At 68.2% G+C, this 26,629-nt stretch carries 27 protein-coding genes; 12 read left to right on the top strand and 15 right to left on the bottom strand.

Annotation, left to right across the window (positions count from 1 at the left end; all coding sequences use genetic code 11):
* The first annotated feature begins 18 nt into the window (after positions 1-18).
* A complete protein-coding gene (locus ACM6LU_RS14250) occupies positions 19-900 on the top strand; it encodes an AAA family ATPase (protein ID WP_414938132.1) in 882 nt (293 codons plus the stop codon).
* Positions 897-2,246: a vWA domain-containing protein gene (locus ACM6LU_RS14255; protein ID WP_414938133.1), complete on the top strand. Its 1,350-nt coding sequence runs from the start codon at positions 897-899 to the stop codon at positions 2,244-2,246. The genes ACM6LU_RS14250 and ACM6LU_RS14255 overlap by 4 nt, the downstream gene beginning before the upstream one ends.
* A 50-nt stretch (positions 2,247-2,296) precedes the next feature.
* Here ACM6LU_RS14255 and ACM6LU_RS14260 read toward each other — a convergent pair whose 3' ends face one another.
* Together ACM6LU_RS14260 and add are read right to left on the bottom strand one after the other, a co-directional pair.
* Positions 2,297-3,109: a lytic transglycosylase domain-containing protein gene (locus ACM6LU_RS14260; RefSeq protein WP_414938134.1), complete on the bottom strand. Its 813-nt coding sequence runs from the start codon at positions 3,107-3,109 to the stop codon at positions 2,297-2,299.
* 69 nt (positions 3,110-3,178) lie between these two features.
* Complete coding sequence (add, locus tag ACM6LU_RS14265; RefSeq protein ID WP_414938135.1) at positions 3,179-4,153, bottom strand: adenosine deaminase; 975 nt, start codon at positions 4,151-4,153, stop codon at positions 3,179-3,181.
* A gap of 162 nt (positions 4,154-4,315) precedes the next feature.
* Here add and ACM6LU_RS14270 point away from each other — a divergent pair, with 162 nt between their 5' ends.
* Complete coding sequence (locus tag ACM6LU_RS14270; RefSeq protein WP_414938136.1) at positions 4,316-4,534, top strand: antitoxin; 219 nt, start codon at positions 4,316-4,318, stop codon at positions 4,532-4,534.
* Between the two features lie 4 nt (positions 4,535-4,538).
* Here the strand turns inward: ACM6LU_RS14270 and recQ are convergent, their stop codons facing one another.
* The 3 genes from recQ to ACM6LU_RS14285 are packed head-to-tail and all read right to left on the bottom strand — an operon-like array spanning position 4,539 to position 7,610.
* Entirely contained in the window at positions 4,539-6,374 is a 1,836-nt protein-coding gene (gene recQ / locus ACM6LU_RS14275; protein WP_414938137.1) for a DNA helicase RecQ, read from the bottom strand.
* Positions 6,375-6,422: 48 nt separating this feature from the next.
* A complete protein-coding gene (locus tag ACM6LU_RS14280) occupies positions 6,423-7,253 on the bottom strand; it encodes an SMI1/KNR4 family protein (protein WP_414938138.1) in 831 nt (276 codons plus the stop codon).
* A 9-nt stretch (positions 7,254-7,262) separates the two neighbouring features.
* On the bottom strand, positions 7,263-7,610 hold the full coding sequence (locus ACM6LU_RS14285) for an ArsR/SmtB family transcription factor (RefSeq protein ID WP_414938139.1): 348 nt from the start codon (positions 7,608-7,610) through the stop codon (positions 7,263-7,265).
* 104 nt (positions 7,611-7,714) lie between these two features.
* Between ACM6LU_RS14285 and ACM6LU_RS14290 the strand changes: the two genes are divergently transcribed.
* Together ACM6LU_RS14290 and ACM6LU_RS14295 are read left to right on the top strand one after the other, a co-directional pair.
* Positions 7,715-8,227 carry a mycothiol transferase gene (locus tag ACM6LU_RS14290; RefSeq protein WP_414938140.1) on the top strand — a complete coding sequence of 171 codons (513 nt, stop codon included), beginning with the start codon at positions 7,715-7,717 and terminating at the stop codon, positions 8,225-8,227.
* A 57-nt stretch (positions 8,228-8,284) separates the two neighbouring features.
* The gene (locus ACM6LU_RS14295) at positions 8,285-8,848 is read left to right on the top strand and encodes a hypothetical protein (RefSeq protein WP_414938141.1); all 564 of its coding nucleotides are present in this window, start codon (positions 8,285-8,287) and stop codon (positions 8,846-8,848) included.
* Here ACM6LU_RS14295 and ACM6LU_RS14300 read toward each other — a convergent pair.
* Entirely contained in the window at positions 8,845-9,702 is an 858-nt protein-coding gene (locus ACM6LU_RS14300) for a hypothetical protein (protein ID WP_414938142.1), read from the bottom strand. The two genes, ACM6LU_RS14295 and ACM6LU_RS14300, sit on opposite strands and share 4 nt — an antisense overlap.
* Positions 9,703-9,973: 271 nt before the next feature.
* Here ACM6LU_RS14300 and ACM6LU_RS14305 point away from each other — a divergent pair, with 271 nt between their 5' ends.
* A complete protein-coding gene (locus ACM6LU_RS14305) occupies positions 9,974-10,924 on the top strand; it encodes a hypothetical protein (protein ID WP_414938143.1) in 951 nt (316 codons plus the stop codon).
* Here ACM6LU_RS14305 and ACM6LU_RS14310 read toward each other — a convergent pair.
* The 3 genes from ACM6LU_RS14310 to ACM6LU_RS14320 form a co-directional block, all read right to left on the bottom strand.
* Positions 10,914-11,540, bottom strand: coding sequence for a TetR/AcrR family transcriptional regulator (locus tag ACM6LU_RS14310; RefSeq protein WP_414938144.1), 627 nt, complete (start codon positions 11,538-11,540; stop codon positions 10,914-10,916). The two genes, ACM6LU_RS14305 and ACM6LU_RS14310, sit on opposite strands and share 11 nt — an antisense overlap.
* A 356-nt stretch (positions 11,541-11,896) precedes the next feature.
* Positions 11,897-12,340: a single-stranded DNA-binding protein gene (locus ACM6LU_RS14315; protein WP_414938145.1), complete on the bottom strand. Its 444-nt coding sequence runs from the start codon at positions 12,338-12,340 to the stop codon at positions 11,897-11,899.
* A gap of 125 nt (positions 12,341-12,465) precedes the next feature.
* Complete coding sequence (locus ACM6LU_RS14320; protein ID WP_414938146.1) at positions 12,466-13,923, bottom strand: PLP-dependent aminotransferase family protein; 1,458 nt, start codon at positions 13,921-13,923, stop codon at positions 12,466-12,468.
* A gap of 80 nt (positions 13,924-14,003) precedes the next feature.
* On the opposite strand from ACM6LU_RS14320, the gene ACM6LU_RS14325 reads away from it, so the two are divergent.
* On the top strand, positions 14,004-15,272 hold the full coding sequence (locus tag ACM6LU_RS14325; RefSeq protein WP_414938147.1) for an MFS transporter: 1,269 nt from the start codon (positions 14,004-14,006) through the stop codon (positions 15,270-15,272).
* Between the two features lie 206 nt (positions 15,273-15,478).
* Here the strand turns inward: ACM6LU_RS14325 and ACM6LU_RS14330 are convergent, their stop codons facing one another.
* Positions 15,479-15,871, bottom strand: coding sequence for an NUDIX hydrolase (locus tag ACM6LU_RS14330; protein WP_414938148.1), 393 nt, complete (start codon positions 15,869-15,871; stop codon positions 15,479-15,481).
* 78 nt (positions 15,872-15,949) lie between these two features.
* Here ACM6LU_RS14330 and ACM6LU_RS14335 point away from each other — a divergent pair, with 78 nt between their 5' ends.
* On the top strand, positions 15,950-17,107 hold the full coding sequence (locus ACM6LU_RS14335) for an epoxide hydrolase family protein (protein ID WP_414938149.1): 1,158 nt from the start codon (positions 15,950-15,952) through the stop codon (positions 17,105-17,107).
* On the opposite strand, the gene ACM6LU_RS14340 is transcribed toward ACM6LU_RS14335, so the two are convergent.
* Both ACM6LU_RS14340 and ACM6LU_RS14345 read right to left on the bottom strand, forming a co-directional pair.
* The gene (locus ACM6LU_RS14340) at positions 17,100-18,146 is read right to left on the bottom strand and encodes a winged helix DNA-binding domain-containing protein (protein ID WP_414938150.1); all 1,047 of its coding nucleotides are present in this window, start codon (positions 18,144-18,146) and stop codon (positions 17,100-17,102) included. The genes ACM6LU_RS14335 and ACM6LU_RS14340 overlap by 8 nt on opposite strands.
* 213 nt (positions 18,147-18,359) lie before the next feature.
* Positions 18,360-18,644, bottom strand: a complete 285-nt coding sequence (locus ACM6LU_RS14345) for a MerR family transcriptional regulator (protein WP_414938151.1) — start codon at positions 18,642-18,644, stop codon at positions 18,360-18,362.
* A gap of 43 nt (positions 18,645-18,687) precedes the next feature.
* Between ACM6LU_RS14345 and ACM6LU_RS14350 the strand changes: the two genes are divergently transcribed.
* The 3 genes from ACM6LU_RS14350 to ACM6LU_RS14360 all read left to right on the top strand — a co-directional run bounded on the left by ACM6LU_RS14350 (position 18,688) and on the right by ACM6LU_RS14360 (position 21,527).
* Complete coding sequence (locus ACM6LU_RS14350) at positions 18,688-19,308, top strand: methyltransferase domain-containing protein (RefSeq protein WP_414938152.1); 621 nt, start codon at positions 18,688-18,690, stop codon at positions 19,306-19,308.
* Positions 19,309-19,642: 334 nt separating this feature from the next.
* Entirely contained in the window at positions 19,643-20,827 is a 1,185-nt protein-coding gene (locus ACM6LU_RS14355) for a DUF222 domain-containing protein (RefSeq protein ID WP_414938571.1), read from the top strand.
* Positions 20,828-21,254: 427 nt separating this feature from the next.
* Entirely contained in the window at positions 21,255-21,527 is a 273-nt protein-coding gene (locus tag ACM6LU_RS14360; RefSeq protein WP_414938153.1) for a hypothetical protein, read from the top strand.
* Between the two features lie 154 nt (positions 21,528-21,681).
* Here ACM6LU_RS14360 and ACM6LU_RS14365 read toward each other — a convergent pair whose 3' ends face one another.
* The 3 genes from ACM6LU_RS14365 to ACM6LU_RS14375 all read right to left on the bottom strand — a co-directional run bounded on the left by ACM6LU_RS14365 (position 21,682) and on the right by ACM6LU_RS14375 (position 25,943).
* A complete protein-coding gene (locus tag ACM6LU_RS14365; protein WP_414938154.1) occupies positions 21,682-22,755 on the bottom strand; it encodes a SagB/ThcOx family dehydrogenase in 1,074 nt (357 codons plus the stop codon).
* Between the two features lie 53 nt (positions 22,756-22,808).
* Positions 22,809-22,931 (bottom strand): hypothetical protein, encoded by a 123-nt coding sequence (locus ACM6LU_RS14370; RefSeq protein ID WP_414938155.1) that lies wholly within the window; start codon positions 22,929-22,931, stop codon positions 22,809-22,811.
* A gap of 81 nt (positions 22,932-23,012) precedes the next feature.
* The gene (locus ACM6LU_RS14375) at positions 23,013-25,943 is read right to left on the bottom strand and encodes an AfsR/SARP family transcriptional regulator (protein WP_414938156.1); all 2,931 of its coding nucleotides are present in this window, start codon (positions 25,941-25,943) and stop codon (positions 23,013-23,015) included.
* A 392-nt stretch (positions 25,944-26,335) separates the two neighbouring features.
* On the opposite strand from ACM6LU_RS14375, the gene ACM6LU_RS14380 reads away from it, so the two are divergent.
* Positions 26,336-26,593: a YggT family protein gene (locus tag ACM6LU_RS14380; RefSeq protein ID WP_414938572.1), complete on the top strand. Its 258-nt coding sequence runs from the start codon at positions 26,336-26,338 to the stop codon at positions 26,591-26,593.
* Positions 26,594-26,629: the final 36 nt, after the last annotated feature.

Consider the following 26,629-nt stretch of genomic DNA (forward strand, 5'->3'; position numbering starts at 1 on the left):
ATCGAGCTGGGAGGCCGCGTGGCTGGGACCGGATACTTCACATCCGTCGAAGACGTGACGGCGAAGCTCGCCGACACCGGCTACCTGGCCTCCGCGGCCGTCGCCACCACGGTGTTCCTCGCGGACGCCCTCGGCAAGCCGTTGCTGATCGAGGGCCCCGCGGGGGTCGGCAAGACCGAACTCGCCAAGGCGGTCGCCGAGGCCAGCGGGTCTCGGCTCGTGCGGCTTCAGTGCTACGAAGGTGTCGACGAGTCCCGCGCGCTGTACGAGTGGAACCACGCGAAGCAGCTTCTCCGGATCACCGCCGGCAAAGACGAGACGTGGGACGAAGCCCGCAACGACATCTTCGGTGAAGAGTTCCTGCTGGCCCGGCCGCTGCTGACGGCGATCAAGGGCGACGAGCCGACCGTTCTGCTCATCGACGAGACCGACAAGGCCGACGTCGAGATCGAAGGCCTGCTGCTGGAGGTCCTCGGTGACTTCCAGATCACCGTCCCGGAACTCGGCACGATCACCGCCGGGCGCACACCGTTCGTGGTGCTGACTTCGAACGCGACCCGGGAACTGTCCGAGGCGCTGCGACGGCGCTGTCTGTTCCTGCACATCGATTTCCCCGACGCGGCACTGGAACAGCGCATCGTGCGGCTCAAGGTGCCGGGCGTCGACGACGCGCTGGCCGCGTCCGTGGTCAAGGTGATCACCGCGCTGCGGGCGATGGAACTGCGGAAGGCCCCGTCGGTCGCCGAAACCATCGACTGGGCCCGCACCTTGCTGGCGCTCGGCGCCGACAGCCTCGGCGAGGACGTCGTCCGCGCGAGTCTCGGCGTCATCCTCAAACACCGGGACGACATCGTGAAGGCGGACGCGCGACTGGAACTCGGCAAGGTCCTCGACTCGTGAGCGGCGTGCCGGGCAGGCTCGTCGAATTCGTGCAAGCGTTGCGGGAACACGGGATCCCGGCGGGTCCGAGTGAGACGGTCGACGCCGCCGCGGCACTGGAGGTGCTCGGTCTCGCCTCACGCGAGCAGATGCGGGAAGGCCTCGCGGCGGCACTCGTCCGGCGCGGCGGCCAGCGCGCGGTGTTCGACGCGACGTTCGACATCTACTTCCCGCTCGGGATCGGCGCGCCGTCGCAGGAGCCCGTCGATGACCTGGCGGCACTGCGCGATCGGCTCGCCTCGGCGCTCGCGGCCGACGACCAGACGGAACTGACGCAACTCGCCGGGCTCGCCGTCGCCATGCTGGGGGAGTACGGCGGCACGGCGGGCGCGGGTGGCTGGTCGGCCCACCAGACACTGGAACGGCTTCAGCCGCAGACGCTCGTGGTGCGCGTGCTCGAAGCGATCCGTACGGGCGCCTTGAACGATTTCACTGACAGACTGGATCGCGATGACGTCCGCCGCCGTGTCGAAGGATTCCGTGGGCTGGTGCGGACCGAAGCGCGCCGCAGGGTGGCGGAGGTCCGTGGCAGGGAACGGGTTTCGCGGCACGCCGTCCCGGCGGCCGCCGACCGTGTCGACTTCCTGCTCGCCAGCCGCGCGCAGCTGGCAGAACTCCGCCGGGTCGTGCAACCGTTGTCGCGCAAGCTCGCCACCCGGCTGGCCGCCCGGCGCCGGCGGCACGCGCGCGGGCAGATCGACCTGCGCCGGACGTTGCGGCGTTCGCTGTCCACCGGCGGCGTCCCGATGCGGCCGTCGTACCGGCGGCACCGGCCGGGGCGGCCGGAAATCGTGCTGCTGTGCGACATGTCGGGGTCGGTGGCCGGATTCGCGAACTTCACCATGCTCCTGGTGCAGGCCTTGCGCGACCAGTTCGGCAAGGTGCGGGTGTTCGCGTTCATCGACGCCTGCGACGAGATCACCCACCTCGTCGACACGGGCGCGGCCGACCCCGAAGACCTCGGCGCCCGCATCCTCGCCGACGCCGAACTCACCCGGTGGGACGGCCACAGCGATTACGGGAACGCGCTAGGCGAATTCGCCGAGCGCTACGCGGACGCCGTGGGGCCAAGGACGTCCATGCTCATCCTCGGTGACGCCAGGACCAACGGCGGCGACCCGAACCTGGCCGCGGTACGCGCGATCGCCTCCAAGGCGAGGCATACGTACTGGCTCAATCCCGAGCGGACCGCGCTGTGGTCCACCGGTGACTCCGAGGCGCACGCCTACGCTGAGGTCGTCGAGATGTACGAATGCCGGAACGTGCACCAGCTGACCAGGTTGGTCACCCGGTTGCTGCCCGCCTAGCCCGGACCCCGCCCCACCGCCACCCTCAACGGGCAGGCTGCGCCTGGCTGTCACTTTCCGAGCGCCGCCTTGCCGTACGCGTCGGCGTTGCTGAACACTTCCTGCCCGTACGCGGTGGAGTTGTTGTAGGTCAGCACCGCGGTCCACCAGCCGGCCGGCTTGCCGAGGTCGCCGCCCCGCGCGCACAGGTACCGCGCTGCCGTCATCGCGGCGTCGTCGATGTGCTGCGGATCCGGCGTGGCGCCGTCGCCGCTCGCGCGGACGCCGTACCGCTTCCAGGTGGCCGGCAGGAACTGCATCGGCCCGACCGCGCGATCCCACTTCGGGTCGCCGTCGAGGGCGCCCTTGTCGGTGTCGACGACCGCCATCACGCCGGGGGAGCCGTCGAGCGGGATGCCGATGATCGGCGGCGTCACGACGCCGTCCTCGCCGGCACGGGAACCGTCGTGCCGGGCGTGCTGGGACTCGGTGCGGCCGATCCCGGCGACGGTCGCCCAGGTGATGTCACAGCGAGCAGGGGCTTTTTCGGCCGCGTTCACGTAAGCACGCAGCGTGCGCGAAGGGATGTCTGTGTTCTCCGACACCTTCGCGATCCAGGCGTCCTTCGCGGGCGCCGCGGGCAGCGGCCCGGGGTCGCCAGGAATCCCCGAACGCGGCTCGGGCTTGAGCGCGGGAACGGCGAACACCGGTTTGACCGGCACCCGCTCGCGGTCGCCGAGGCTGACCGCCACCCACACCGCACCGGCCACCAGGGCGCCCACGACCAGCAGGGTGAGCATTACGCAGCCGCGCGGGCCGCGCCTCTTGGGCGGGGTTTGCCATTGGCCCATCAGGTCCAGGGTCGAAGGGGATGAAGCGGTCACCGGTTCCACGGTACGTGACGGATGTGGAGAAGTCGTGGAGCCCGCCCCCCGGGTGAGCCGGGCCACCCGTCAGCCGAGCCAGGCGTCGATCTCCACCTGGATCGCACGCTTGAGCTCGGCGGGCGCGAAGGAGGCGTCGACAGACGCCCTGGCGAGACCGGCGAGCGTGAGGTCGTCGTAGGCGAACGCCTCCCGGGCGCGCAGGAACTCGTCGGTCAGCGTGGTCCCGGTGACCGAGGGGACGTCGGTGCTGAGGGTGACCACGAGACCGGCGTCGGCCAGCCGGGGGAGTGGGTGCTCTTCGAAGGACGGCACGAGCCCGAGCGTCACGTTCGACGATGGGCAGACCTCCAGCGCGATGCCGCGTTCCCGCACTTCGGCGACCAGCGCGACGTCCTCCAGGATCCGGATGCCGTGGCCGATCCGTTCGCTGTGCCCGAGGTCGAGTGCCTCGCGGATGCTGTCCGGGCCGGCGTCCTCCCCGGCGTGGTGGATCAGGTGCAGACCGGCCTCCTCGGCCTCGTCGCAGATCCCCGCGAACGGCGCGAGCGGGTACTTCTCCTCCCCGGCGAGCCCGATCGCGAACACCCCGTCCCGGGCATAGCGGCGGGCGAGGTCGAGGGTGAGCCGGGCGCGTTCGACCGACCGGCGGCGGGAGTGGTCCAGGATCACCCTGGTGGTGAGCCCGTGTTCGGCCGCACCGACCGAGAGTCCTTTGAGGACGGACGCCAGCGGCATGTCCGGCTCGCCGAGCCGTTCGCCGTGCGACCCCGCCGTGAAGGTGACTTCGGCGTAGCGGACGCCGTCCGCGACCTGGTCCTCGCAGAACTCCCGCGCCACCCGTTCGAAGTCCTCCGGTCGCCGTAGACAGGACCGCAGCAGCCCGTTGTAGTCACCGAACGCGCGGAATCCGTCGAACACCGGTTGCTCGGCGGGTACGGCGATACCGTTCGCCTCGCCGAGATCACGGAGCGTGTCCGGCCGGATGGTGCTTTCGAGGTGGACGTGCAGATGAGCCTTGGGCAGCCGCGAAAGATCACGCATGAGCCCGAACTTAGCGGCGGGCGCCGCGTCACGCGCCTGGTTTTAAGGGGTCTGAGCAGCGAGGATATCCGAAATGAGTGATTTGGCGCGCTACGGGGAACCCGATGGGCACCACCGGTCGTTGAGCAGACAATCAGACGACCCCAAGGAAAGGGACCCATCGTGGCTCTACTGCGGAAGTTGACCGCCCTGGCCGGCACCGCCGGGGCCGTGCGCGCCTACGTGCGGAAAAATCCCGAGAAGGTCTCCAAGGCCGTGAACAAGGCCGCGACCTTCGTCGACCACAAGACCAAGGGCAAGTACCACCACCGGATCGACGGTGCTGTCCGCAAGGTCGACGGGATGACCGGACGGCCCCCGCGTCGCCCCAATGAGTACTGAGCCGCTAGCTCTCGGCTGAGAGCGTCTCGAGGATCTGCTCGCCGTACTTCGCGAGCTTGTTCTCGCCGACGCCGCTGACCGTACCCAGCTCCTGCAGCGTGGCGGGCCGTTTGGTGGCGATCTGGCGCAGGGTCGCGTCGTGGAAGATCACGTACGCGGGCACCCCTTGCTCCTTCGCCGCCGCGGCTCGCCACGAACGCAGCAGTTCGAACACCGGCGCCGCTTCGGCAGGCATGTCGGCGGCCGCCGCCTTCTTCGCGCCGGACCTGGCCGCCGCCTTGGCCGCCCGTTCCGGCTCACGCCGCAGTTGGACCTTCCGCTGCCCGCCGAGCACCTCGGCGCTGCCCCCGGTCAGCACGAGTGAGCCGTAGTCGCCCTCGACCGCGGCGAGCCCCTGCGCCAGCAGTTGCCGGACCACCGCCCGCCACTCGGGCTCTTTCAGTTCCGTGCCGATCCCGAAGACCTTCAGCGAATCGTGCCGGTGCTGGGTCACCTTCGGCGTCGCTTTGCCGAGCAGGATGTCGATGATCTGACCCGCGCCGAACTTCTGCCGCCGTTCGTTCTGCAGCCGGACGATGGTGGAGAGGAGTTTCTGCGCCGGGATCGTGCCGTCCCAGGTCTCCGGGGGCGCCAGGCAGGTGTCGCAGTTGCCGCACGGCTCACTCTTCTGCCCGAAGTAGGTCAGCACCTGCACACGACGGCATTCGACCGTCTCGCACAGCGCCAGCATCGCGTTGAGATGGGCGCTCTGCGACCGCTTGTGCGCCTCGGATCCCTCCGACATGTCGATCATCTTGCGCTGCTGCACGACGTCTTGGAGGCCGTACGCCAGCCACGCCGTCGAAGGCAGCCCGTCCCGACCCGCGCGGCCGGTCTCCTGGTAGTAGCCCTCGACGGACTTCGGCAGGTCCAGATGCGCGACGAACCGCACGTCCGGTTTGTCGATGCCCATGCCGAACGCGATCGTCGCGACGACGGTCAGCCCGTCCTCGCGCAGGAACCGGGACTGGTGCTTCGCGCGCGTCCGCGCGTCCAGCCCGGCGTGATAGGGCACCGCCGGAATCCCGTTCTCCACCAGGAAGTCCGCGGTCTTCTCCACCGAGTTCCTCGACAGGCAGTAGACGATCCCCGCGTCGCCCTTGTGCTCGGTGCGCAGCAGTTCCAGCAACTGGCGCTGCGGCGAGTTCTTGCCGATGATCCGGTACTGGATGTTCGGCCGGTCGAAGCTCGCGACGAAGTGTCGCGCGTCCTCGAGGTTGAGCCGGGACGCGATCTCGGCGTGTGTCGTCTTGGTGGCGGTGGCGGTGAGCGCGATCCTCGGCACGTCCGGCCAGCGCTCGTGCACCGCGGACAGCATCAGGTAGTCGGGCCGGAAGTCGTGGCCCCACTGGGAGACACAGTGCGCCTCGTCGATCGCGAACAGCGAGACCTTGCCGCGGTCGAGCAGCCGCACGGTCGCTTCGACGGAAAGCCGTTCCGGCGCCAGGTACAGCAGGTCCAGCTCGCCGGAGAGGAAGTCGGCCTCGACCCGGTTGCGCTCGGCGTAGTCCTGCGTCGAGTTCAGGAAGCCGGCGCGCACGCCGAGGTTCCGCAGCGCGTCGACCTGGTCCTGCATCAACGCGATCAGCGGTGAGATCACCACACCGACACCCGGCCGTACCAGCGCCGGGATCTGGTAACACAGCGACTTGCCGCCGCCGGTGGGCATGAGAACGAGCGCGTCACCGCCTGAGATGACGTGTTCGACGATGGCTTGCTGGTCGCCGCGGAAGTTGTCGTAGCCGAAAACGCGGTTCAGCGTCTGGAGGGCTTCCGAGGTACCGATGTCGGGGGCTGCCACCCGGACGATTCTAGGGGCGGGGTCCGACAGCGACCGCGCCCGCGCACCTCAGCGCGGGAAGTCCCAGTCCAGCGCCCGGTTCTCGGTGACGACCGGCCGGTAGCCGCCGAGGACCGCCCCGCCGGTTTCGAGCGCTGTGGCGGTCTGCTCCAGCAGCTCGGTCAGGGTGGTGGGCAGGCGGTCGAAGTCCACCGATCCCTCGTGGTCCCATTCGCCGAGCCTTCCGGTCCCGGTGCGCTGGTCGAGGAACAGCCCGTCGCCACCGCCGTTGACGGCGATGGGCACGAACCGCCCGTGCCACCAGGAGCCGATGCTGTCGTCCGATCCGTTCGAGATCAGCACTTCGCACAGGACCTTCGCCTCCCTCGCGACGGTCTCTGTGGACGCCAGGTGATGGAACGGGGGAAGAGCGAAACTCTCGCCGATTCCCGAAACGCCGTCGTGCCGCCGAAGGGAGGCGATGAGTTCGGCGGGCAAGGCGACCCCGATCCGCCGTTGCGCCTCGGTGATCCGCGCGGTCGTCGCGGGAGGCCGCAGGGACGCGGCCGTCGTCGGCGCGTTGGCCTTGAGCCACCGCTCGACGCGGTCCCACGCGGCGCCGACGCGGCGGGTGGTGGCGTCGGAGACCGGGTCGAGCGCGGCCGGGCCCTGCCCGGGACGGCAGCCGCTGTCGACGGTCAAGGTCGGCCGTGTCGTGAGGGTGGGTGCGGCGGTGGAATAGGACGGCGTCCTCGGCGTCGTCCGCAGGGGCTGCTCGGCGGAGAGCCACTGAGCGCCGCCGGGTTTCCCGCTGCGCACCGTGACCGCGAAGACGAGCCCGAGCACGATGACGATGCTCGCGACGGCGATCACCGCCGCGCGCCCCCAATTCTTGCGCACGGTCAGAGACTAACCGCCCTCTTCGGCGGCCTTCCGGCGTTCCCGGCGGCCGCGCGCGATCTCGGTGGCGAGCGCGTCGAGCGGCCCCGTCCAGAACCGGCGGTACTGTTCCAGCCAGCCGTCGATGTCCTTGAGCGGACCCGGATCCACCGAATACAGGCGTCGCGCGCCCTCGGCGCGGACGGTGGTGAAGCCGTTTTCGCGGAGAACGCGCAGATGCTGGGAGACCGCGGGCTGCGAGATCCCGAATTCGCCGCGGACCACCGTGGTCACGTCGCCGGAACTCAGTTCCCCGTCCGCCAGCAGTTCCAGGATCCGGCGGCGCACCGGATCCCCCAGGACGTCGAACGCGTGCATCCGGCAACTATCACGGCCTGGGCTTATATAAGTCAAGGTTGCAAGGTCGGGGTCACCTCGTGGTGGCATCGTGGGCGGGAGACGAGGCTTCGGAAGGGGATGCGATGAAACTGGCCGAGGTGGTGGCCGACGGGTTCGGCCGCATCCAGGAGGTCGTGCACGAGGCGGTCGAAGGCCTCAGCGTCGAACAGCTGGCCGCGCGCCCGGCGCCGGGCGCGAACACGATCGCCTGGCTGGTCTGGCATCTGGCCAGGGTGCAGGACGACCACATCGCCGACCTCATGGGCACCGAGCAGATCTGGACCGCACAGGGCTGGCTGGACCGGTTCGCGCTGCCGTTCCCGGCGGCCGACATCGGGTACGGACATCGCCCCGAAGACGTCGACGTGGTCCGGGTCGATTCCGCCGACCTGCTGACCGGGTACTACGACGCGGTGCACGAGGCGACGACGGCTTGGGCCGCCGATCTCGACGAAGCCGCCCTCGACCGTATCGTCGACGACGCGTGGGATCCGCCCGTGACCCTCGGGGTACGCCTGGTCAGCGTGCTGTCCGACGATCTCCAGCACGCCGGGCAGGCCGCCTACCTCCGGGGGCTCGTACTCCGCGATACGTAGGCGAGGTGCCGCTCCACGCCGGACGACAGGAGCGCCGCCCGCGGAAACACTGGGCGCATGAGTACTTCCACAGTGCGGCGACCGCCGATGACGCTCACCCCGCGGTGGCGGAAACTCGCCATCGTCGTCCATGTCGTCTCGTCCCTCGGCTGGCTCGGGATCACCATGGTGAACACGGTCCTGACCTTCACCTCCGTGTTCACCGACGATCCCCTGCGCCAGCACGCGGCCATCCTGATGATGGACCAGGTCGGCGGATACCTGCTGCTGCCGGTCAGCCTGACCGCCCTGGTCAGCGGGATCGTGCTCAGCGTCGGCACGAAATGGGGTCTGGTCCGGTACAGGTGGGTCGCGATCAAACTGGTGCTGACCCTGATCGCGGTCGCGCTGACGTTGTTCTCACTGCTGCCGGGGACCAGGGAGCTGGCAGCGGCCGCTGAGTCCACTATGGACGGTGTATTCGTCGAAATGGGCCGTCGCGTGGACGGGTTCTACCCGATCATCGTGTCCACGGCGATGTACGTGACCATGACCGTGCTGTCGGTGTACAAGCCGGGCGGGAAGACGGCTTACGGACGCCGGGTGATGGCGGCTCGGGTCCGCGAACGCCAAACCGCCTAGAACTGCTCGAGCGCTTCGTCGATCCGCTCGGCTTCGGTGGTCAGATCGTCCAAGGTGGCCTGGGCGGCGGCGGTCTCGCCGTTCGCCGCCTCTTCCTCGAATTCGGCGTCGGCGAGCCGCTGACGGAGATCGTTCGCCTTCGCCGTGGTCTTCTCGGCCCGGCGTTCGGCGCGGGAGAGATCGATCTCGGCCTGCTTGCGGGCCTTCGCGAGATCGGTCGCCTCGCGCCGGAGCCGGTTGAACTCCGCCACCCGTTTCTCTTCGCGCTCGGCCTCTTCGCGAGCCTTGGCCGTCCGCTCCTGCTCGGCCTTCCGTTTCGCCTTCCGCCGGTCGTCCAAATGCGACACGGTGGCGGGCTTTTCGCGCTCCGGGGCGGGTCCCCGGGTCGGTCGCGGGGCGAATCCGCTGGTCAGCCACTGATCGGCGGCGCTGTCCGCGCCGGTGCTCAGGCGCCCGGCCAGCGCGAGCGCCGCCACCTCGGGATCGGCGACTACGGCTTCGAGGGTCGCTTCGACCTCGCGGGCGACCGGCTCGCTCATCGAGCGTTCGTCCTGCAGGATCCGGTTCACCAGCTCCTGCCGTCGCCGGGTGAGCTTGCGCAGGTCCGCGCCCGCCAGCGCCGAATGCGCCTTCCGCAGATCCTCGCCCAGCCTGGCCAGGTCCTCCAGCTCGCGGGAACCGGCCCGGCGGTTGAGGATCGTGGCCGCGAGGGTGGGCTTCCGGAGCGCGCGGATGCGTTCGGCCAGTGCGGCGTCACCCGCCGCTTTGGCCTCTTTCGCCCGCTGGTTGCGCACCGAGACGAACTCGGCCGGATCGCCGGCGTAGAGCTCGTCCGCGACCTCGTCGAAGTCCATCGTCCTCCGCAGGGTCAGTAGCCAGGTCTCGCTCGAGGTTCTCGTCCGACCACGATCCCACGAGACTCCGGGGTTTTCATCTTTTTCGGGGTCCGCAACGCGGCCGTCGTAGCGTATTCGCTCGTTCGGTGGCACCCGCCGGACCGGTGAATCCGCGTTTGCCGGGAGCCGGTCGGACCAAGGACGGATCGGCACTTTGGAGGTGGCGTGCCCCCACTGTTGGAACAACGATGAGCACCGGGGATCTCGCCATCTGCCGCTGGAGGCACGAATGTCCGTCACCGAACGCGCTCCCGTTTCCCCTCGACCGAACTTCCTCGGCTCCGGACCGTATCCGGAACACCGGTGGCGAGTGGTTCTCTGGTCCGTTCTCGCCGGTTTCGCGCTGACGGTGATCTGGTCGGCGCCGTTCGTGGACAGTGTGATCGGCGACAGCGTGGCGAACACCCTGCTGGGTCACAACGCCAAAGAGACCCCGATCGGCGGTGTGGTCGCGGGGACGTTCTTTGCGTTCGTCTCGGGGCTCGCCGGAACGTTCACCGCGTGCAACATCGCCGCCTTCGGAGCCGTCGCCCCGCTTGTCGGCGGTGAGACCACCGGACGGCCGAAGTTCGTCGACACCTTGAAGCCACTGGGCTGGATCGCGGCGGGAATGCTGACCGTTTCCGTGGTGTACGGCGTCATCGTCGCGCTCGTCGGCACGCGGATGCCGCAGTTCTCGACGGCTTCGTCGCCGGGCGGGCTCACGCCGCGGAACATCCAGTCGATGATCGTCTACGGCGTGATCGGGATCGTGTTCATCGTGCTGGGCCTGGCTTCCGTCGGGATCGTCCGCAACCCGATCGCCGGCCTGACCCGCCGGTTCCCGCCCGCGCCGCTCGTCCTGATGGGCGTGCTCATCGGCGGCTTCCTGATCGGCCGTCCGTTCCCGCTGTTCCGGATGATGTTCCGCAGCGCGGCCGAAAGCCACAACGTCTTCTACGGCGCGGCCGCGTTCTCCCTGCAATCGGTCGGCAACATCCTGGTGATGGCGTTGTTGTTCCTCCTGCTGACGCACGGCACGGGCGGACGGCCGCAGCGGTGGATGCTCGCGAAGCCCACCAGGATCGCCGTGGTGACCGGTGCCGCGTTGCTGGTCGCCGGCACGTTCACACTGCTGTACTGGGACCTGCGCGTGCTCGGCCGGACCGGCGTCATCTGGTACCCGATCATCACGTGGTGAAGATCCGGGCCAGTACTTGTTCGACCGAATTCTGAAGGCACCTCGCCGCGTCCTCCCGGCCGGCGAGGTACCTCAGCAGGCCCTGCTGGAACAGGCCGTCGAAAAGCGCATACGTCGTCGACGGTGCGAGATCCAGCGGCTTGCCCAGCAGTTCCGCGTAGCGGGCGACGATCCGCCAGATCATCAGTTCGAGTGTCTCGTCGATGGCGAGGACGTCGGACCGGAACACCTTCTCGAACAGGCTCTGGTTGCGCAGGTCGTACCAGAGCCGATGCAGCCGGGCGTCTTCGCGCAGCGTGGTCGCCATCGCGGCGCCGAAGGCCCCTTTCAGTGCTTCGGCCGTTTCCGCGATCTCGACCAGCTGGTCGTACCGGGTGACGCATTCGGTCTTGTACTGCTTGACGCAGTAGGTGATCAGCTCGGCCTTGTTCCGGAAGTAGTAGTGCAGGACCCCATGGGAGAACTCGGAGTTCTGCGCGATCTCCCGCAGGCTCGTGCGTGCATAGCCCAGTTCGGACAAGGTGAGCAGAGCCGACCTCGCCAGCTGCGCACGTCGTTGCTCGAATCTGTCCACCCGGTGGGTCTCGTCACCGCTGCGGTCCGCTACGTCGGTCACAGTTCCCGGTTCCCGTCGCCTCGGTGCCCGCCGACCACGAGCACGTCGTCGGGATTCTAACCCCGGAAAGGGTTTTCTTACCTCCGACAGAATTCATTCGAGCCACTCGGTGACGAAGTGGTCGCTTTCGTGGATGTGGACGGCTTCGTAGGTTTCCGGACCGATCACGGCGAACTTGTGCGGGGTGTCCGCGGGCACGACCGAGACGTCCCCCGCCCCGCCCTCGCGTTCGTCGGCCCGATGGTGAACCTGGCCCTGTCGCGGACGATGACGAACGTTTCGCGGGACGGGTGCTGATGCGGCCTCGCATGGCGCGGGAGAGGGAAATCGCTCCCTCCCAGGAGGAAAACTCCGGATCAGAAGGGCGGCTCCGGGCTACCGGCGGCCACCGGCGTTCGCTCCCAGGCCCCGTCCGAAGGGGCACCGCCGGAACTGCGGCCCGCCTTGTTCACCTTCGCCGTGGCATACCGCAAGGACGGGCCGATCTCGTCGACGTCGAGTTCCACCACCGTCCGTTTCTCGCCTTCCTTCGTTTCGAACGATCGCTGCTTCAACCTGCCCTGCACGATCACCCGGGTGCCCCGGATCAGTGATTCGGTCAGGTTCTCCGCCGCCTGCTTCCAGAGCGAGCAGCGCAGGAACAGCGGGTCGCCGTCGCGCCATTCCCCGCTCGCGCGGTCCAGCACGCGCGGCGTCGACGCGACCGTGAAGTTCGCGACCGCCGCCCCCGACGGGGTGAACCGCAGTTCCGGATCGGTCGTCAGGTTGCCGATCACCGTGAGCACCGTTTCTCCGGCCATGGGACTTTCCTCCTCGCTTCCGCGCGCGGGTCCCGACCGGGCCCGCTGTCGCCTGGGAAGAGGAGACCACCGGGGTACGACAGTTTCGGCCGGTCCGTGGCGCTCGGATGTCATGAAAGGGGCTTTCAAGACGGAAAGTGTCTTGAAAGCCCCTTTCGTGACATCTTGGCGGCCGAAAAGCACTCCCCGAGCAGAGAGAGCCCTTCATCGATCCGATCGGAACCGACCAGCCCGTAACCGATCACCAGCCCGCCGCGCGTTCCCCCGTACGTGGACAGGCTTTCCACGGCTACCCCGGCCAGGGCCGCGTTCGAGACGGCATCGTCCACAGTGACCGTCGCATGTGGAGTGACCGCCGCGCACAGGTGAAGCCCCGCGCTCGAAGGAACGAGCTCCAGTACGCCCTGCAGTTCGTCGCGTACGAAGGCCTGGATCCGATCCCGCCGCACCGAATACTCCCGGGTGGCCTTACGTACGTGGCGGGCGAGCAGGCCTTCGTCGATGAAGCTCGCCAACGCCGATTGGGTGACGAGGTCACCGTGCCAGTCCATCAGTTGCTTCGCCTGCCGCAACGCCGGGCGCAGCGAAGCCGGTGCGACGAGGAAACCGATACGCAGCAAGGGAAGCAAGGTCTTCGAGAACGAACCGACGTAAATCACCCTGCCGTTGTGGTCCAAGCTTTGGAGTGGTTCGAGCGGCCGATCCGAGAACCGGTACTCGCTGTCGTAGTCGTCTTCGACGATCACCGCGTCGTTCCGCTCCGCCCAGGCCAGCAACGCCGTCCTCCTGGCGAGTGACATCGGCGTGCCGAGCGGGAACTGGTGTGACGGCGTCGTATAGATCAACCGGGTGCCCCTGGCGAGTGCGGTGACGTCGAGGCCTTCGGCGTCCACAGGCACCTTCTCGACCCGGGCGCCGAGAGCGGAGAAAAGCCGCTCTGCCGGGGGATAGCCGGGGTCTTCGACGGCGACACGTGTGCCCGGTTCGATCAGGACCCGGCCGATCAGGTCGAGGGCCTGTTGTGCCCCCTGGGTGACCAGGACGTCCTCGCCGCCTGCCCGCACCGACCGGGCGGCACCGACGTGCCGGGCGATCGCCACCCGCAGTGCTTCGAGCCCGGCCGGGTCGGCGTATCCCGACGGCGGCAGCAGCGAGGGCCGCAATGCCTGGCTGACCAGCCGTCGCCAGGTCCGCAGCGGGAACAGGGCGGGGTCCGGGACGCCGACGCGGAAGTCGAAGGCGGGCGCGGACCGGTCGGCGCCCAGCGGGGCCGGAAGCGAACGCCAGTGTGCGACCGGTCGCACACTGGCGCCCGTCGGTGCCGCGCGATCCGCCCGCGCCACGGGATCGGCGCTGACGAACGTCCCGCGGCCGACGTGGCCGCTGAGGAAGCCCTCCGCGGTGAGCCGTTCGTAGGCGACCGCGACGGTGTTGCGCGAGACGTCGAGTTCCCTGGCCAGCTCCCTGGTCGGCGGCAGGCGTTCCCCGGAGCGCAGGCGTCCGTCGAGGATGCCGTCGCGGAGCTGGCGATAGATCCGCGCGGCCAGGTCGGAGTGACCGTCGAGGCTGATGTGGAACGACACCCTCCGAGCTTATATTGGCCCAATCAAACTGCCGGAGATTGGAACTGTGACGTGGCCAATCCGGCGCCTAATTTGAGTCCATGGAGTCCACGAAGAGACTGACCGCGGCACAGCTGATCAGCTCCGTCGGCGACGGCGCCTACTACGTCAGCTCGGCTCTCTACTTCACGCTGATCGTCGGGCTTTCGCCCGCGCAGGTGGGCCTCGGTCTCACCGTGGGCTGGGCGGTCGGCTCGGTGGCCGGAGTCGCGCTGGGACACCTGGCCGACCGTCGCGGCCCGAAAGGAACGGCCGTCCTGCTGGGACTCGGGACGGCCGCGTCGGTCACGGCGTTTCTCTTCGTCAGCTCGGTCGTCGCGTTCGTGATCGCCGCCGGTGTCTACGCCTGCTTCCAATGCGGTCTCGGCGCGGCGAGGCAGGCGCTGCTCGCCGGCCTGATCGGCCCGGCCGAGCGCACGACGTTCCGCGCCCGGCTGCAGGCGATGGCCAACGCGGGGATCGCGATCGGCGCGGCGCTCGGCGGGATCGCGTTGGCGCTCGGGACGCGAGAGGCCTTCTTGACCGTCTTCGTCATCGACGCGCTGAGTTTCGTCGCCGCGGCTCTCGTCCTCCGCAAGGTGCCCTCGGTGGCGCCAGTGACGGTGAGAACCGGCGAGCCGCCCGTGGCCGTTCTCCGCGATCGCCCGTACGCGCTGCTGGCGCTGCTCAACATGATCATGCTGCTCTATATGCCGCTGTTCAGCCTGGTCCTGCCGCTGTGGATCTCGACCCGCACCGCGGCCCCGAGCTGGCTGGTTTCGGCGATGCTGGTGCTCAACACGGCGAGCGTCGTGGTCTTCCAGGTGCGGGTGGCGCGTGGCGTGACCGGCCTGCGCGGCGCGTCCCGCTGTGCCCGGCACGCGGGGATGCTGCTTTTCGTCTCCTGCTTGATCTTCTCGTTCTCCGCGATGAGCAGTTCCGCGTGGCTCGCGGCGCTGGCCCTGCTCGCGGGAGCCGCGTTGCAGGTGCTGGGGGAGATGGCGCAGGCGGCGGGCTCGTGGGAAATCGGTTTCGGTCTGGCCCCTGAGGGCAAACAGGGCCAGTACCAAGGACTCTTCGGTGCCGGGACGGCCATCGCCCGCATGCTCGGCCCGGTACTGCTGACCAGCCTGATCCTGGTGGGCGGCGTGGTGGGCTGGATGGTGCTTGGCGGACTGTTCCTGCTGGCGGGCACGCTCACCGCGCCCGCCGTTCGCTGGGCCGAGCGGACCAGGTCACAGCGGTTTGATCTTGAGGACGGCGGCACCGCCTCCCACACCGAGCAGCTCGACCGGAAGGTCGTCGTAGCTCAGGCCGCTGCCCGCCCATAGCTTGGCTTGGAAATCTTTGCCCGTGCCCGACGCCTCGCATCTGCCGGCACAGGTTCCGCCCTGACGGCTCCCGATGCCCCTGGCGATCAGTACGACGGTGCCGGCGTCGACGGACAGCACGGTCACGAACTCGACTTTGGTCTGCTCGGGGAGCGCCACCTTCGCACCGACCGGCGCACTCACCTCGCAGACGCCGTGGCCCGGGCTCAGCCCTCGAGTGCCTGGCGGAAGTGATCGGCTAGGTCGAGTCCGGCGGCTTCTTCCCGGGTGTACCAGGTGAAGGCGTCGTGTTCCTCGGGATCGAGCACGACTTCGCCCGGTTCGTCTTCGGCGAGCGCGTACACCGTGGCGTGGATCCGCATCGGCCTGCCCTCGACGTCGTCCCAGCTGTGGGTGCCGCGTTCACCGGTGACCCGCACGGTCAGCCCGGTCTCTTCGGCGAACTCGCGGACCACGGTCTCCGCGGTCGCCTCACCCGGCTCGACGGTCCCGCCCGGCAGTTCCCAGTGACCGCCGAGGAAGGAGCCCGGCCGCCGCCGGATGAACAGGATCTTCCCGTCGCGGATGAGCCTGCCGTAGGCCAAGTTCTTGTCCGTCACCAGCGCATCTTCCCGTAGCCGGAGAAGCTTTCCTATCGAGGACCGAACCTGTCCGCAATTGCTCGTAGCGTACGTATTATGGAAAACACCGAGATCCGCCCCTTCCGCCTCGACATTCCCCAGGAGCAGCTCGACGAACTGCACGCGAAGCTCGACAGCACGCGCTGGCCTGCTCCGCTTCCTGGCGATGGTTGGGACACCGGAGTGCCGGTGGCGTGGCTGCGCGGGCTCGCCGAGTACTGGCGTGACGGCTACGACTGGCGCGCCGTCGAAGCCAGGATCAACCGCTTCCCGCAGTTCACCACGGTCATCGATGGACAACGGATTCATTTCCTGCACATCCGTTCGGCCGAAGCCGACGCGACCCCGCTGGTGCTCACACACGGCTGGCCGGGGTCGGTGGTGGAGTTCCTGGACGTCATCGGTCCGCTGACCGACCCGAAGGCGCACGGTGGAGACCCGGCCGACGCGTTCCATGTCGTGATCCCGTCGCTGCCCGGCTTCGGTTTCTCGGGCCCGGTCTCGGATTCCGGCTGGACCATGCCGCGGATCGGCCGTGCCTGGGCCGAGCTGATGCGTCGTCTCGGCTACGAACGCTACGGCGTGCAGGGCGGCGACCTCGGGGCGTCGGTGTCGCCGGAGGTCGGCAGGGTCGCGCCGGACAACGTCATCGGTGTGCACGTCAACGGTGGACTCAGCCCGATGCCCCCGATGGAGTTGCCGGAGGAGGAACTCGCCTCGCTCACCGACATCGAACGCGATCGCCTCGAGCGGATCGGTGCGTTCATGCAGGAGGAGTTCGGGTACATCTCGATCCAGTCGACACGGCCGCAGACACTCGGCTACGGGCTGGTGGACTCGCCGGTCGCACAGCTGGCCTGGATCATGGACAAGTTCCGCGAGTGGACGCATCCGCGCCAGACGCTCCCGGACGAGATCATCGACCGCGACACCCTGCTCACCAACGTCATGTTCACCTGGCTCACCGGTACGGCGGCATCGTCGGCGTACGTCGGCTACGCGCAGGCGGAAACCTGGGGCGCCGTGGAGAAGAACTCCGGGGTGCCGACGGCTGCGCTGATCTTCGCGCACGATGTCGGGATCCGGCGGTACTCGGAGGACGCGCACACGATCGTGCGGTGGACCGACGTGGATCGCGGCGGACACTTCGCGGCGTTGGAGGAGCCCGAGATCCTGATCGCGGACGTGCGGGAGTTCTTCCGGTCCCTCAAATGACGAGGACGGCCGCTTCCCCGAGGAAGCGGCCGTAATCGTCCACTTCGGACTCCAGTCCGGTGATGGCGGACCGCGAAAGCGCGGCGAAGGGTTCGACGACGACCTTCGTCTGCTTCGCGGTCCGCTTGCTGTGCCAGGTGCCCGCGATCCGGCCGTCCACCAGCAGAGTGGGTGCGATCATCCCGCCACCCGAGTTGACGCGCTTCGCCTCGGCGGGGTCGAGGAGCAGATCGCGATCGCGATAGCCCAGCAGACAGGGATCGAAGGCGCCGAGCAGACGAGGCGGGCAGGCGGGGGCGGACAGATCGGTTTCCCCGAGGGCGAAGCCGTTGCTCGTCGGTATGAGATCTACGGCGTCGAAGGCCTTGCGGCAGAGGCCGAGCGGGAGGCCTGACCAGGCGCTGAAGTCCTCGGCCGTCGCGACGCCGTACGCGGTCAGGTAGCGGCGGGCGAGTTCCGCGTGCGGGTCGTCCGGGGTGTCATCCTCGGTGATCCACTCGTCGAGGAGAACGTACGTCGGCTCCGCTCCGTCGTCCTGGCCCCGGCAGAGCAGCCCGCGGTTGGCCGCGTACGCCAAGAGGTGGGCCGGTGCCTGAGACCTCGCGTCGAGTGCGATCCCGTTGCCTGCCAGGCCGTCCACGATCTCCTGCCGCGTGAGTGCCCTGCCCGGCAAGAGGTCCAGGAGGTGCTTCAACGCCTGTTCGCAGAGTTCGTCGGTGAGATCGAGTTGCCAGCGGCGTCCTTGGCCCGCCTGGGCGTTGCGCGGTCCGAACAGGCGGTTCAGCCAGCGGAGATCCGCCGTGGGGACGAGATGGAGCGTCTTGCGCATCAGCCAGGTGCGGGCCACCGCACGGGACGCGTCGACGTCCGATGCGGTCAAACCCCGGCTGCGGGCCCGGACCGCGAGCCTGGCGGCGGGGCTCGACTGCGCCTGGATCGCGGCGACGGTCCTGGCCACGGCGAGCACGTCCTCGGCCGGGGCGCCGAGTAGTTGTGCTCGGGCGCGGACCGCGCGGATGTCGTTTTCGGACAGCGTCACCCGTACACGATCTCATGGGCGTGCGCGGCCACGGTGGAGCCGTGCCCCGGTCCTCGTACCCGGTCGCCTTGCGGTGGCGTTGTTGTGCGTGGTGGCGCTGGGGCTGAGTCGGGAAGATCGCGCGAGCCAGGATTCAGCCCGCCCGCGCGACCGCCTCTCGGAAGTGCGAGCACTGGGTGAAGTCGTCTTGCTCGCACCCGAGAGCGCAGTCGATCAGCGCGAGCGAGGTCTGTGCGGCCGCGATGCGTCGCGTGAGTTCTTCCTTGTGACGCCTGAGAACCTTGTCCCGTGCGCCGGGTTTTGGAACATCTCACGAATGCCGTCGAGGCTGAGTCCCGCTTCCTTGGAACGCACGATGACCGCTATCCGGTACAGGTCCTTGTCGTCGTACCGCCGACGGTCGCCCGCCCGCGCCGGCTTGAGGAGTCCGACGGATTCCCAATGGCGCAAGACATGCGTCGCCAGGCCGAAGCGCCTCGCGACCTCGCCGACGCTCAAGGAGCTTGACTTCATGTCACCATCAAGTCGGACAATCCCCGGTATGTCCATGTTGCAGCGGCTCGACGCCGCCGATGCCCTGCCCGGAGCAGCCGAACTGCGGGCCCGAACCTACGAACTGCTCCGGATCGAGCCCGCTTCCGCCGTGCTCGACGTCGGTTGCGGTGCCGGACTGGCCGTGTGCGAGTTGTCGTCTCGGGGAATCCGCGCTGTCGGCGTCGATCTCTCTCCTGCGATGGTCGAAGAGGCCCGACGACGATCACCTGAAACGGAGTTCCTGGTCGGAGACGCCTCCGCGCTGCCAGTGGACGGCGGGTTCGCGGGGTACCGGGCGGACAAGGTGTTCCACGAACTGGCGGAACCGGCACTCGCCCTGGCCGAGGCGCGGCGCGTTCTGGTCGCGGGCGGACGGATCGTGTTGTCCGGGCACGATTGGGAGGCGCTGGTGATCGATTCCTCCTATCCGGCCCTGACGCGGGAGATCGTGCGCGCCAGGGCTTCGGTGATCGCCGCGCCTCGGGCCTCGGGCGGGTATCGGCGGGCTGCTCGCCGAGGCTGGGTTTCGCGAGGTTTCGGTGGCGGGAGTTGTCGGGTTCCTCGGTGGGGAGCCGTTTGTTCGCGAGTTGTCGGACGTGGCTGTTCGGATTGGGGCGGTTTCCTTTGAGGAGGGGGAGGTTTGGATGGCTGAGCAGGTGGAGCGCGGGGATTGTGTTGCTGTGCCGCAGTTCTTGGCTTCCGGGGTGGTTTGACGTGGTGTTGCCGAAAATCGGTAAAGCGCGCGGCGTCGCAGGAGCCGGAAACTGTCGGTGGTCGGTTGTACGGTTCTTCTCGTGGACACTCACAACGCCACCGTGGCGCTTCTCAAGAACTTGACCGACCCGAACTCTTTGGAGTATATCAACGTTTCCGTGGGTTTCCTGGACGACCACGAATCCGTCGCTGTCGCGCAGACCGCGTCCGAGGGCATCGCCCGGCTGGAAGCGATCCGGTTCCGCGCTGTGGCCCAGCTGAACCGTCATCGTGACGGTGCGGCCGGTGTCGTGCCGGAGGTCGCTTTCGCTTTGTCCTTTATGGACATTCACGCGGGTGCGATGGTCGCCGCCGCCGAGGCGTTGACCACCCGCCTGCCCCGCACGCTGGATCTGATGGACCGGGGACTGGTGAGTGGTTTCGGGGCGATGAAGGTCGCCGCCGCCACTGCCTGGCTGTCGAACGAGAACGCCCTCGCCGCTGATGCTCTGCAGGAAAGGCGGCTGCCAGAGAAGAACCCCGAGCAGATCCGGCGGGCGGCGAGCCATGTGGCGACAACCGTCGACCGCGAGGGCGCGGACAAACGCTGCGAGCACCATCGCGAAGGCCGACGGCTGGCGGTGAGGCAGGGCGAGACAGGGGTGGCGTCGATCGAGATCGAAGACGGTCCCACCGAGAAAGTCACCGCCGCCTACCGCCGGATCGACCGCGAGGCACGCGCCCTCAAAACCGGCGACGAACCCCGCACCCTCGACCCGCTCCGCGCCGACGTCGCACTCGACCTCCTCTTGGGAGGACAAGGCGGGACGAGTGAACGGACGGAAGTGTTCCTCTATATGGATCTGTTCACTTACCTCGGCCTGAATGACGATCCGGCGGAGATGGCTGGGCACGGTCACATTCCGGCGTCGCTGGCAGGCACATCGCGACCGGACCGAACACCGTGCTGCGCCGCATCATCACCGACCCACTGTCGGGACAGGTCACCGACCTCGGCCGGAGCCGATACCGGCCCACCGCGGGCCTTGACGAGTTCGTCCGGGTTCGTGACCGCGAATGCCGAAGATCCGGTTGGCACCGTCCCGCGCAGGCCCGTGATCTCGACCATTCGGTGCCGTGGCAGTTCGGTGGCAGCACCGATGCCGCCGACCTCGTCAGCTTCTGCCGACGAGACCACCGGCTCAAAGACCAACCCGGCTGGACCTACCAGCTCACAACCGACGGCACCCTCACCGTCACCACCCCCACCGGACACAGCTACGACAGCGCACCACCGCCCCTACCGAACCCCGCACGACAGAGCCCCTGACCGATACGCCGCCACCGTTCTGATGCCATCGCCGGAAAACGGCAACGGCGGACCACATCGCCACGCCGGTGATGTGATGTTCGGTGTCTATCCGCGACTTCGCTGGCCTAACGCCGTCGCGTGAGCCCGTTACCGGAAATCGGCCACACCTGCTTCTCCAGCCCGAGCGGCCTCGAAACATCAACCACCCAACGCTCGACTTCGTCGACCTACCGCCACCGCACCAGTCCATTACCGAAAGATGGCCACGCCTGCCGTTCCCACCCCAGCGGCCACGACCGACGACTTCGCACCGTCGAGACCCGCTGACCAACCGCCGCCGCACCAGCCCGTCACCGAAAACCGGCAACGGCAAGCGCTCTGACATCGCGGCCCGTCATCACGAATCGCCAAATCTCCCGGCACTGCTCGACATTTCAAGCGGTGTTATGGGTACTCGTACTGCCCTGACCAGCCAAGGCCTCTCAGAAGACGTTCCTCTCCGCCGCCCCCGACATCGACGAAGTGGCGGAAGCGCTGACGCGGCTGTCGGACGGCGTCGAGGAAGACGGGTGGTGCTCCGGGAAAACCTGTCGAAGTACCTTCGCGACCGGCGAGCCGCTTTTTGGTCGCTCGTTTCGGCCGAGATGCGGCGCTGTGACGACGCCGAGCCGACTTATGGCTTCATCGTCCGGTCGGCGAAGACGACGCACCCGCCGGTCGGACGTGGATCTGGAGGATCCCTGACCGCGCACGGCCGGGTCGCCGCCGCGGCCGATCATCTGCGGAAGTCGATGTACTACCTCGTGGAGTGGCGGCGTGCTGCCACGCGGTCTCGGCATTAGGCGCTCGCCGGTTGGGGGGCGCCGAAGGGGTCGAGCAGCTGGCCGGGGTGCCGAGCGAGATGGGCACCGATTGGCGCGGGGCGTGGCAGCGGATCACCGAGTTCAACCGGTCCAGGCGCTCGACGATCTCTGGGCATCGAAGACTAGGGGCTGTTCACACGCGGGTGCCGAGCACCGACATGCCGAGCACCAGTTCGTTCGCCGGGTCACAGCCGAGGAGGTCCTCGACCAGTTCGTCGCGGAGCGCCGCGGTGAACGTGACGTTCAGCCCGAGCGCCGTCGCCAGCAGGTAGACGGTCTGGCTGAGATGCCCTACGTCCATCAGCAGCACCCGGTACGTCCGGCTCACCGGATACTTCCACTGGTTCCGCTCGATGACGCTGGTGTAGATCAGCAGCGCGCCGGCGTTCCCGGCCCAGTGCTGATCACCGGCGAGCGCGACCAGTTCGTCGTCGTCGATCTTGCCGTCCAGCGGGGTGAGCCCGTGCCGGAATCCGTCGTAGCGGTAGATCCCGCGATCCAGCTCCTCGACGTTCCTCGCGTAGACGTACACCTCTGTCGGGTGCCGAGCCCCGCCCGACGGGCTCGTCTTGAAGACGTTCCCGGTGGCCGGGATGTCCGAATGCGTCTCCGGTCTCGTCGGCCGGGCTGCCGTGAGAAGTGCGCTCAAATCACGTAGCCGTACGGGTTCTTCGCCGAACTCGCGGGTGCTTCTGCGCTGGTTCAGCGCGTCACCGAGCCCGATCGCGTTCAGCGGTTCCGGCGACGGTTCGGGCAGCGGTAACACGTCGTACTCGGCCGAAGGCCTCACTGGAGAAGGCGGAGGACTGGCCTTCGCCTTCTCCAGCAAGGTTTTCGCCGTCATTTCGCTGGTCGTGAACTCGGTCTCACGTAAGGATCGGGTGCTGAAGTGAAACGCCCGCGCGGACGTTCCCCAAGGACCCCAATCCCGAAGGATCTCTTCTTCCCGCCGCTGACGGGAGGAACCTTTGACCACCAGCACGTCGTACCGGATCATCGCTCGCGCGATACGGACGAGTCTTTCCCCTGTCTCGGGATTGTCGTCCGCTTCACGGACGGATTCCGGTTCTCGCCAAGAACTGAACCATCGCAGGACGCGTTCGGTTCCTTCGGCGAGTTTGAGCTGGCGATGCCCGAGGTGGTCGTCCCAGACGACGTCACCATCGGACCAATAGAGCGTTCCGCAAGAGGAAACCCTTACCAGCATCGAATGTCTTGCGCCCCAGTCCCCAGTAATTCTTTCCGAATATCCCAGGTCATTCAGCGGTGCGAGCGGAAAGGAGGTCCGCCGTTCGGCGGCGGCTCGAACCCACCCCAGGTGCTCTGCGCCTTGTACTCCGCTTCGAGCTCCAGCAAGAACTCGTCGTCGTCATCATCGTGCATGTCGCCGATCCTCTCCGTGAGCGGTTACTCCGGTCAAGCGAATATACCTACGCCAACAGAGTACCGAAGGAGAACGACAAATTACGCCGAGTAATCGCCTAGGCGCTGTTTGAGTTCGCGAACCTCGGTGGAGTCCGAAACGCCCAAGGCGGTGTATAAGCGCAAAGCGAAGCGACGATGACTGTCCGCTTTCGGTTGCTCACCGAGAATGTCGAACGCGATCGCCATCTCCTTGTGGGCGATGGGCAGCATGCTGCGATTCCCGGTCGATTCCAGCACTTCCAGTGCGGTGGTGAACTGGGTGATCGCGAGTACGGCATCGCCGGTTTCCCGCGAATTCATGCCGAGGGCCAGAAAGCATTCCGCCTCGAGATCGGGTGATTCGTTCTCGTGGGCCAGTCGCAGTGCCTGGTCGAGTTCCTCGGCGGCTTCGGGATGCCGCCTGTTCTCGGTGTGGATCAGCCCGATCCGATGCCTGGCGCGGGCCTCGATGAGCACGCTGCCATGGGCATGGGCGGTCTCGCGCACCCAGCCGAGGTGCTCGATCGCCTCGTCGGACTCGCCCCTGAGCCAGTGGGTGACGCCGGAATTCCCCCTCGCCCGGCACTGCATCCGCACGTCGCCGGTGGTCGCGGCCAGTTCGAACACCTCGTTGAACAACCGGTTCGCCTCGGTGAACTCGTTGAGCCGCCACAGGGTCAGCGCGTACATGTGCAGGGCTTGGTACTCGAGGACCACGTTCCCCGTGACCCGTGCGGCGGACAGGGCGAGCGTCTCCAGCTCCCTGGCCTGGCGGTAGTAGCCGCGGTTGTCGAAGTAGCGCCAGACCGACGAGCAGAACGGCACGAGATCCGAGTACTGCTGGTGGTTGTTCATCGCGACGGCCACCGGCAAGACGTTCTGCCAGTGGGCGTCCATCCAGTGCGCGGCCTGGTCGTAGTCGGCGAAGGACTGTCCGAACTCGCTCTTCGGAACCTCAAGGCCGCCCGGCTCCTCTTCGGAATCCGGGTCGATGAACTCCATCGCGGCGGCGACGGTGCAGCGGTAGTAGTCGAACAGCCGCCGCATCATCGCTTCACGCTGGTGTTCGGGCTCCTCCGCGAGCAGGAGTTCGCGGCCGTAGCTGCGGAGGAGGTCGTGCATCTCGTAGCGGCCCATCGACGGCTGGCGCAGGAGGTTCACGTCGACGAGGCGCTCGGCCAGGCGGCGGGCCTCGCCGAGGTCCACTTCGGCCAAAGCCGCCGTCGAATGGAGGTCGAACGCGGCGCCGGGATGATGGCTCAACCGCCGGAACACCCGGCGTTCGGCTTCGGCCAAGTTCAGATAGGACACCCGGAACGCGCCCGCGACGTCGCGTTCCCCGGCGGTGAGTTCGCCGAATCGGTTCCGTTCGTCGCGTAACTGCCTGGCGACGAAGTCGAGTGTCCAGGACGCCCGAGCCCGCAGCCGGCTCGCCGTGACGGCCAGCGCGAGTGGGAGGTCACCGCACAGGCTCGCGACCTGGTCGGCCGCGTCGGGGGATTCCTTCTTCAGCCGGGACGGCCCGACGATCCGGCCGAGGAGGTCCACCGCGTCCGCCCGGCTGAACGGTTCCAGGGAGAGCAGTTCGGCGCCGTCGAGGTCCACGAGCCGGGTCCGGCTGGTGATCAGCACACAGCAACTCGCCGACCCTGGCAGCAGCGGGCTCACCTGGGCTGCCCCGATGGCGTTGTCCAGCACCAGGAGCACGCGTTTGCCGGCGAGGCAACTGCGGAACAACGCCGCGCGCTGCCCGGTCCCGGCGGGAATGTCCGAGCCCTGGATGCCGAGCGACCGCAACAACGCCTCGAGCGCCGAGGCCGGGTCGACCGGATCGCCCGCCGGCGAGAAGCCCTCGAGGTTCACGAAAAGCTGTCCGTCGGTGAACCGCGGGGCGAGCCGGTGCGCGGCGTGGACGGCCAGCGCGGTCTTGCCGACACCGGGCATGCCGTCGATCGCGATCAGCCGCGGCCCCGCCGTGGACTCGTCCTGGCCGATTTCGAGGACCGTACGCAGTTCCGCGGCGCGCCCGCCGAACGCTGGGAGATCTGCGGGAAGCTGCGCGGGGCGGGGGAAGAGCGCCTTCTGCGCGTCCGCGTCCTCGCGGCGCCCGCCGGTGTCCATCCCGGCACGGAGCCCGCCGACGCCGTAGCGGACGAGGGCGCCGTCCTCCAGCAGTTCGGCGTCGGTGCGCAGGATCTGCTGGTGGAGCGCGCTCAGTTCGGCACTCGGGTCGACACCGAGTTCCTCGGCGAGCGCGTTCCTGGTCCTCTCGAACGTCCGGAGCGCGTCGGCGCCACGGCCCGCCCGGTAGAGCGCCAGCATGGTGAGGCACTGCAGCGTCTCACGGGTGGGATTCCAGGCGGCGAGGTCGAAGGCCTCGCGGGCCGCCACGTCGGTCTCGCCGAGCCGGAGCCTGGCGCCGATCAGGAGTTCGCAAGCGGCGAGGCGTTCTTCGTCGAGTCGTCGCGCCGTCTGTTCGATGGCGTCACCTTCGAGACCGTCGAAGGCCGGGCCGCGCCAGAGCGCGAGCGCCTCGGCGAGCTTGCCCGCGGCCTGCGAGATCAGCCCGGCGGCCAGGAGTTCGGCGCCCTGGTTGTAGTCGGCTTCGAAGCGGGCCGAGTCGAGCGAAGCGCTGCTGATGACGACGCGGTACGCGGAGCCGGTGGTGACCACGGCGGACCGCGCCGCGCCGAGATCGTGCCGCAGCCGCGCGATCGCGTTGCTGACCTGGCGGACCGCCGTCTTCGGCGGCCTGTCCGGCCACATCGTGCTGATCAGGTAGGACGCCGGGACCAGCCTGCCCGCGTTGATCAGCAGAGAGGCGAGGAGGCGCTGTTCACGGCGTCCGCCGAGCCGGACGGGGACGCCGTCGACCTCGGCTTCGAGCGGGCCGAGGACGGAAAAGCTGAGCTGCGAGGGCTGGCCGGTGAGCTTCGGATCGCCGGTGGTGCGGGGCGATCCTGCCGATTCAGGTGAACGGTCGGCGGTCATATGCGACTATGTCGTCCGAGACCGTGAGAGTGCTCAGCACTACCTCCCAGTCGTCTGCTCGCCCGGTGACCGGCACCTTAACCCACCGCTTCGCCCTCCAGCCAGATCGACGTGGGGGTACGCCGTGTGGCATTCGGCCTAACGGGCGGGTGCGCGCCTGCCTTGGAACCGGTCCGATTCTACGCCTGGCGGACCCTGAGCTGCGCGGATGCCCGCCGGTGGAGAGCCGATGTAATTCCGATGCAAGGCCTTGGAAAGCTGAAGATGTCAGCTGGGCGGGTTCGGCGCGACGGGGCAGCGTGCCGAACCGCAGGTAGGGGCTCCGCGGCGGTTGGCCTTCGAACTGGGGGTGGCCAACCGCCCTGGTAGCCCCTTTTCCGGCTGGCGATCTGCTGGGCGTCCTGCTCACCCTTTTCCTGATCGTGCTCGTCGTCCGGATGGTGCTGGACTGGACCGTCAACCTCGCCGCCCGGCCGCCTTCCTGGTCGTTCCGGGCCCGCGGCATCAGCCATCGGCTGACCGAGCCCGTACTGGCGCCGGTCCGCCGCGTGGTCCGTCCGGTGCGGGCCGGTGGGGTGGCGTTCGACCTCGCCTTCACCCTCGTGTTTCTCGCGGTCGCCCTCCTGCGGTCCGTCGCGTTCAGCCTCTGACCAGGTGTGATCCACCGCGATTCCGGGTACCAGGGC

It is taken from the genome of Amycolatopsis sp. cmx-11-51 (genome assembly GCF_047608665.1).
GTDB lineage: Bacteria > Actinomycetota > Actinomycetes > Mycobacteriales > Pseudonocardiaceae > Amycolatopsis.

Bases quoted from the DNA above. Each gene is read 5' to 3' on its own strand.
- ACM6LU_RS14300 (WP_414938142.1), bottom strand. From the start codon at position 9,702: ATGGACTTCGACGAGGTCGCGGACGAGCTCTACGCCGGCGATCCGGCC.
- ACM6LU_RS14375 (WP_414938156.1), bottom strand. From the start codon at position 25,943: ATGACCGCCGACCGTTCACCTGAATCGGCAGGATCGCCCCGCACCACC.
- ACM6LU_RS14365 (WP_414938154.1), bottom strand. From the start codon at position 22,755: ATGCTGGTAAGGGTTTCCTCTTGCGGAACGCTCTATTGGTCCGATGGT.
- ACM6LU_RS14295 (WP_414938141.1), top strand. From the start codon at position 8,285: ATGAGTACTTCCACAGTGCGGCGACCGCCGATGACGCTCACCCCGCGG.
- ACM6LU_RS14335 (WP_414938149.1), top strand. From the start codon at position 15,950: ATGGAAAACACCGAGATCCGCCCCTTCCGCCTCGACATTCCCCAGGAG.
- ACM6LU_RS14290 (WP_414938140.1), top strand. From the start codon at position 7,715: ATGAAACTGGCCGAGGTGGTGGCCGACGGGTTCGGCCGCATCCAGGAG.
- add (WP_414938135.1), bottom strand. From the start codon at position 4,153: ATGCGTGATCTTTCGCGGCTGCCCAAGGCTCATCTGCACGTCCACCTC.
- ACM6LU_RS14285 (WP_414938139.1), bottom strand. From the start codon at position 7,610: ATGCACGCGTTCGACGTCCTGGGGGATCCGGTGCGCCGCCGGATCCTG.
- ACM6LU_RS14350 (WP_414938152.1), top strand. From the start codon at position 18,688: ATGTCCATGTTGCAGCGGCTCGACGCCGCCGATGCCCTGCCCGGAGCA.
- ACM6LU_RS14315 (WP_414938145.1), bottom strand. From the start codon at position 12,340: ATGGCCGGAGAAACGGTGCTCACGGTGATCGGCAACCTGACGACCGAT.
- ACM6LU_RS14325 (WP_414938147.1), top strand. From the start codon at position 14,004: ATGGAGTCCACGAAGAGACTGACCGCGGCACAGCTGATCAGCTCCGTC.
- ACM6LU_RS14370 (WP_414938155.1), bottom strand. From the start codon at position 22,931: ATGCACGATGATGACGACGACGAGTTCTTGCTGGAGCTCGAAGCGGAG.
- ACM6LU_RS14305 (WP_414938143.1), top strand. From the start codon at position 9,974: ATGTCCGTCACCGAACGCGCTCCCGTTTCCCCTCGACCGAACTTCCTC.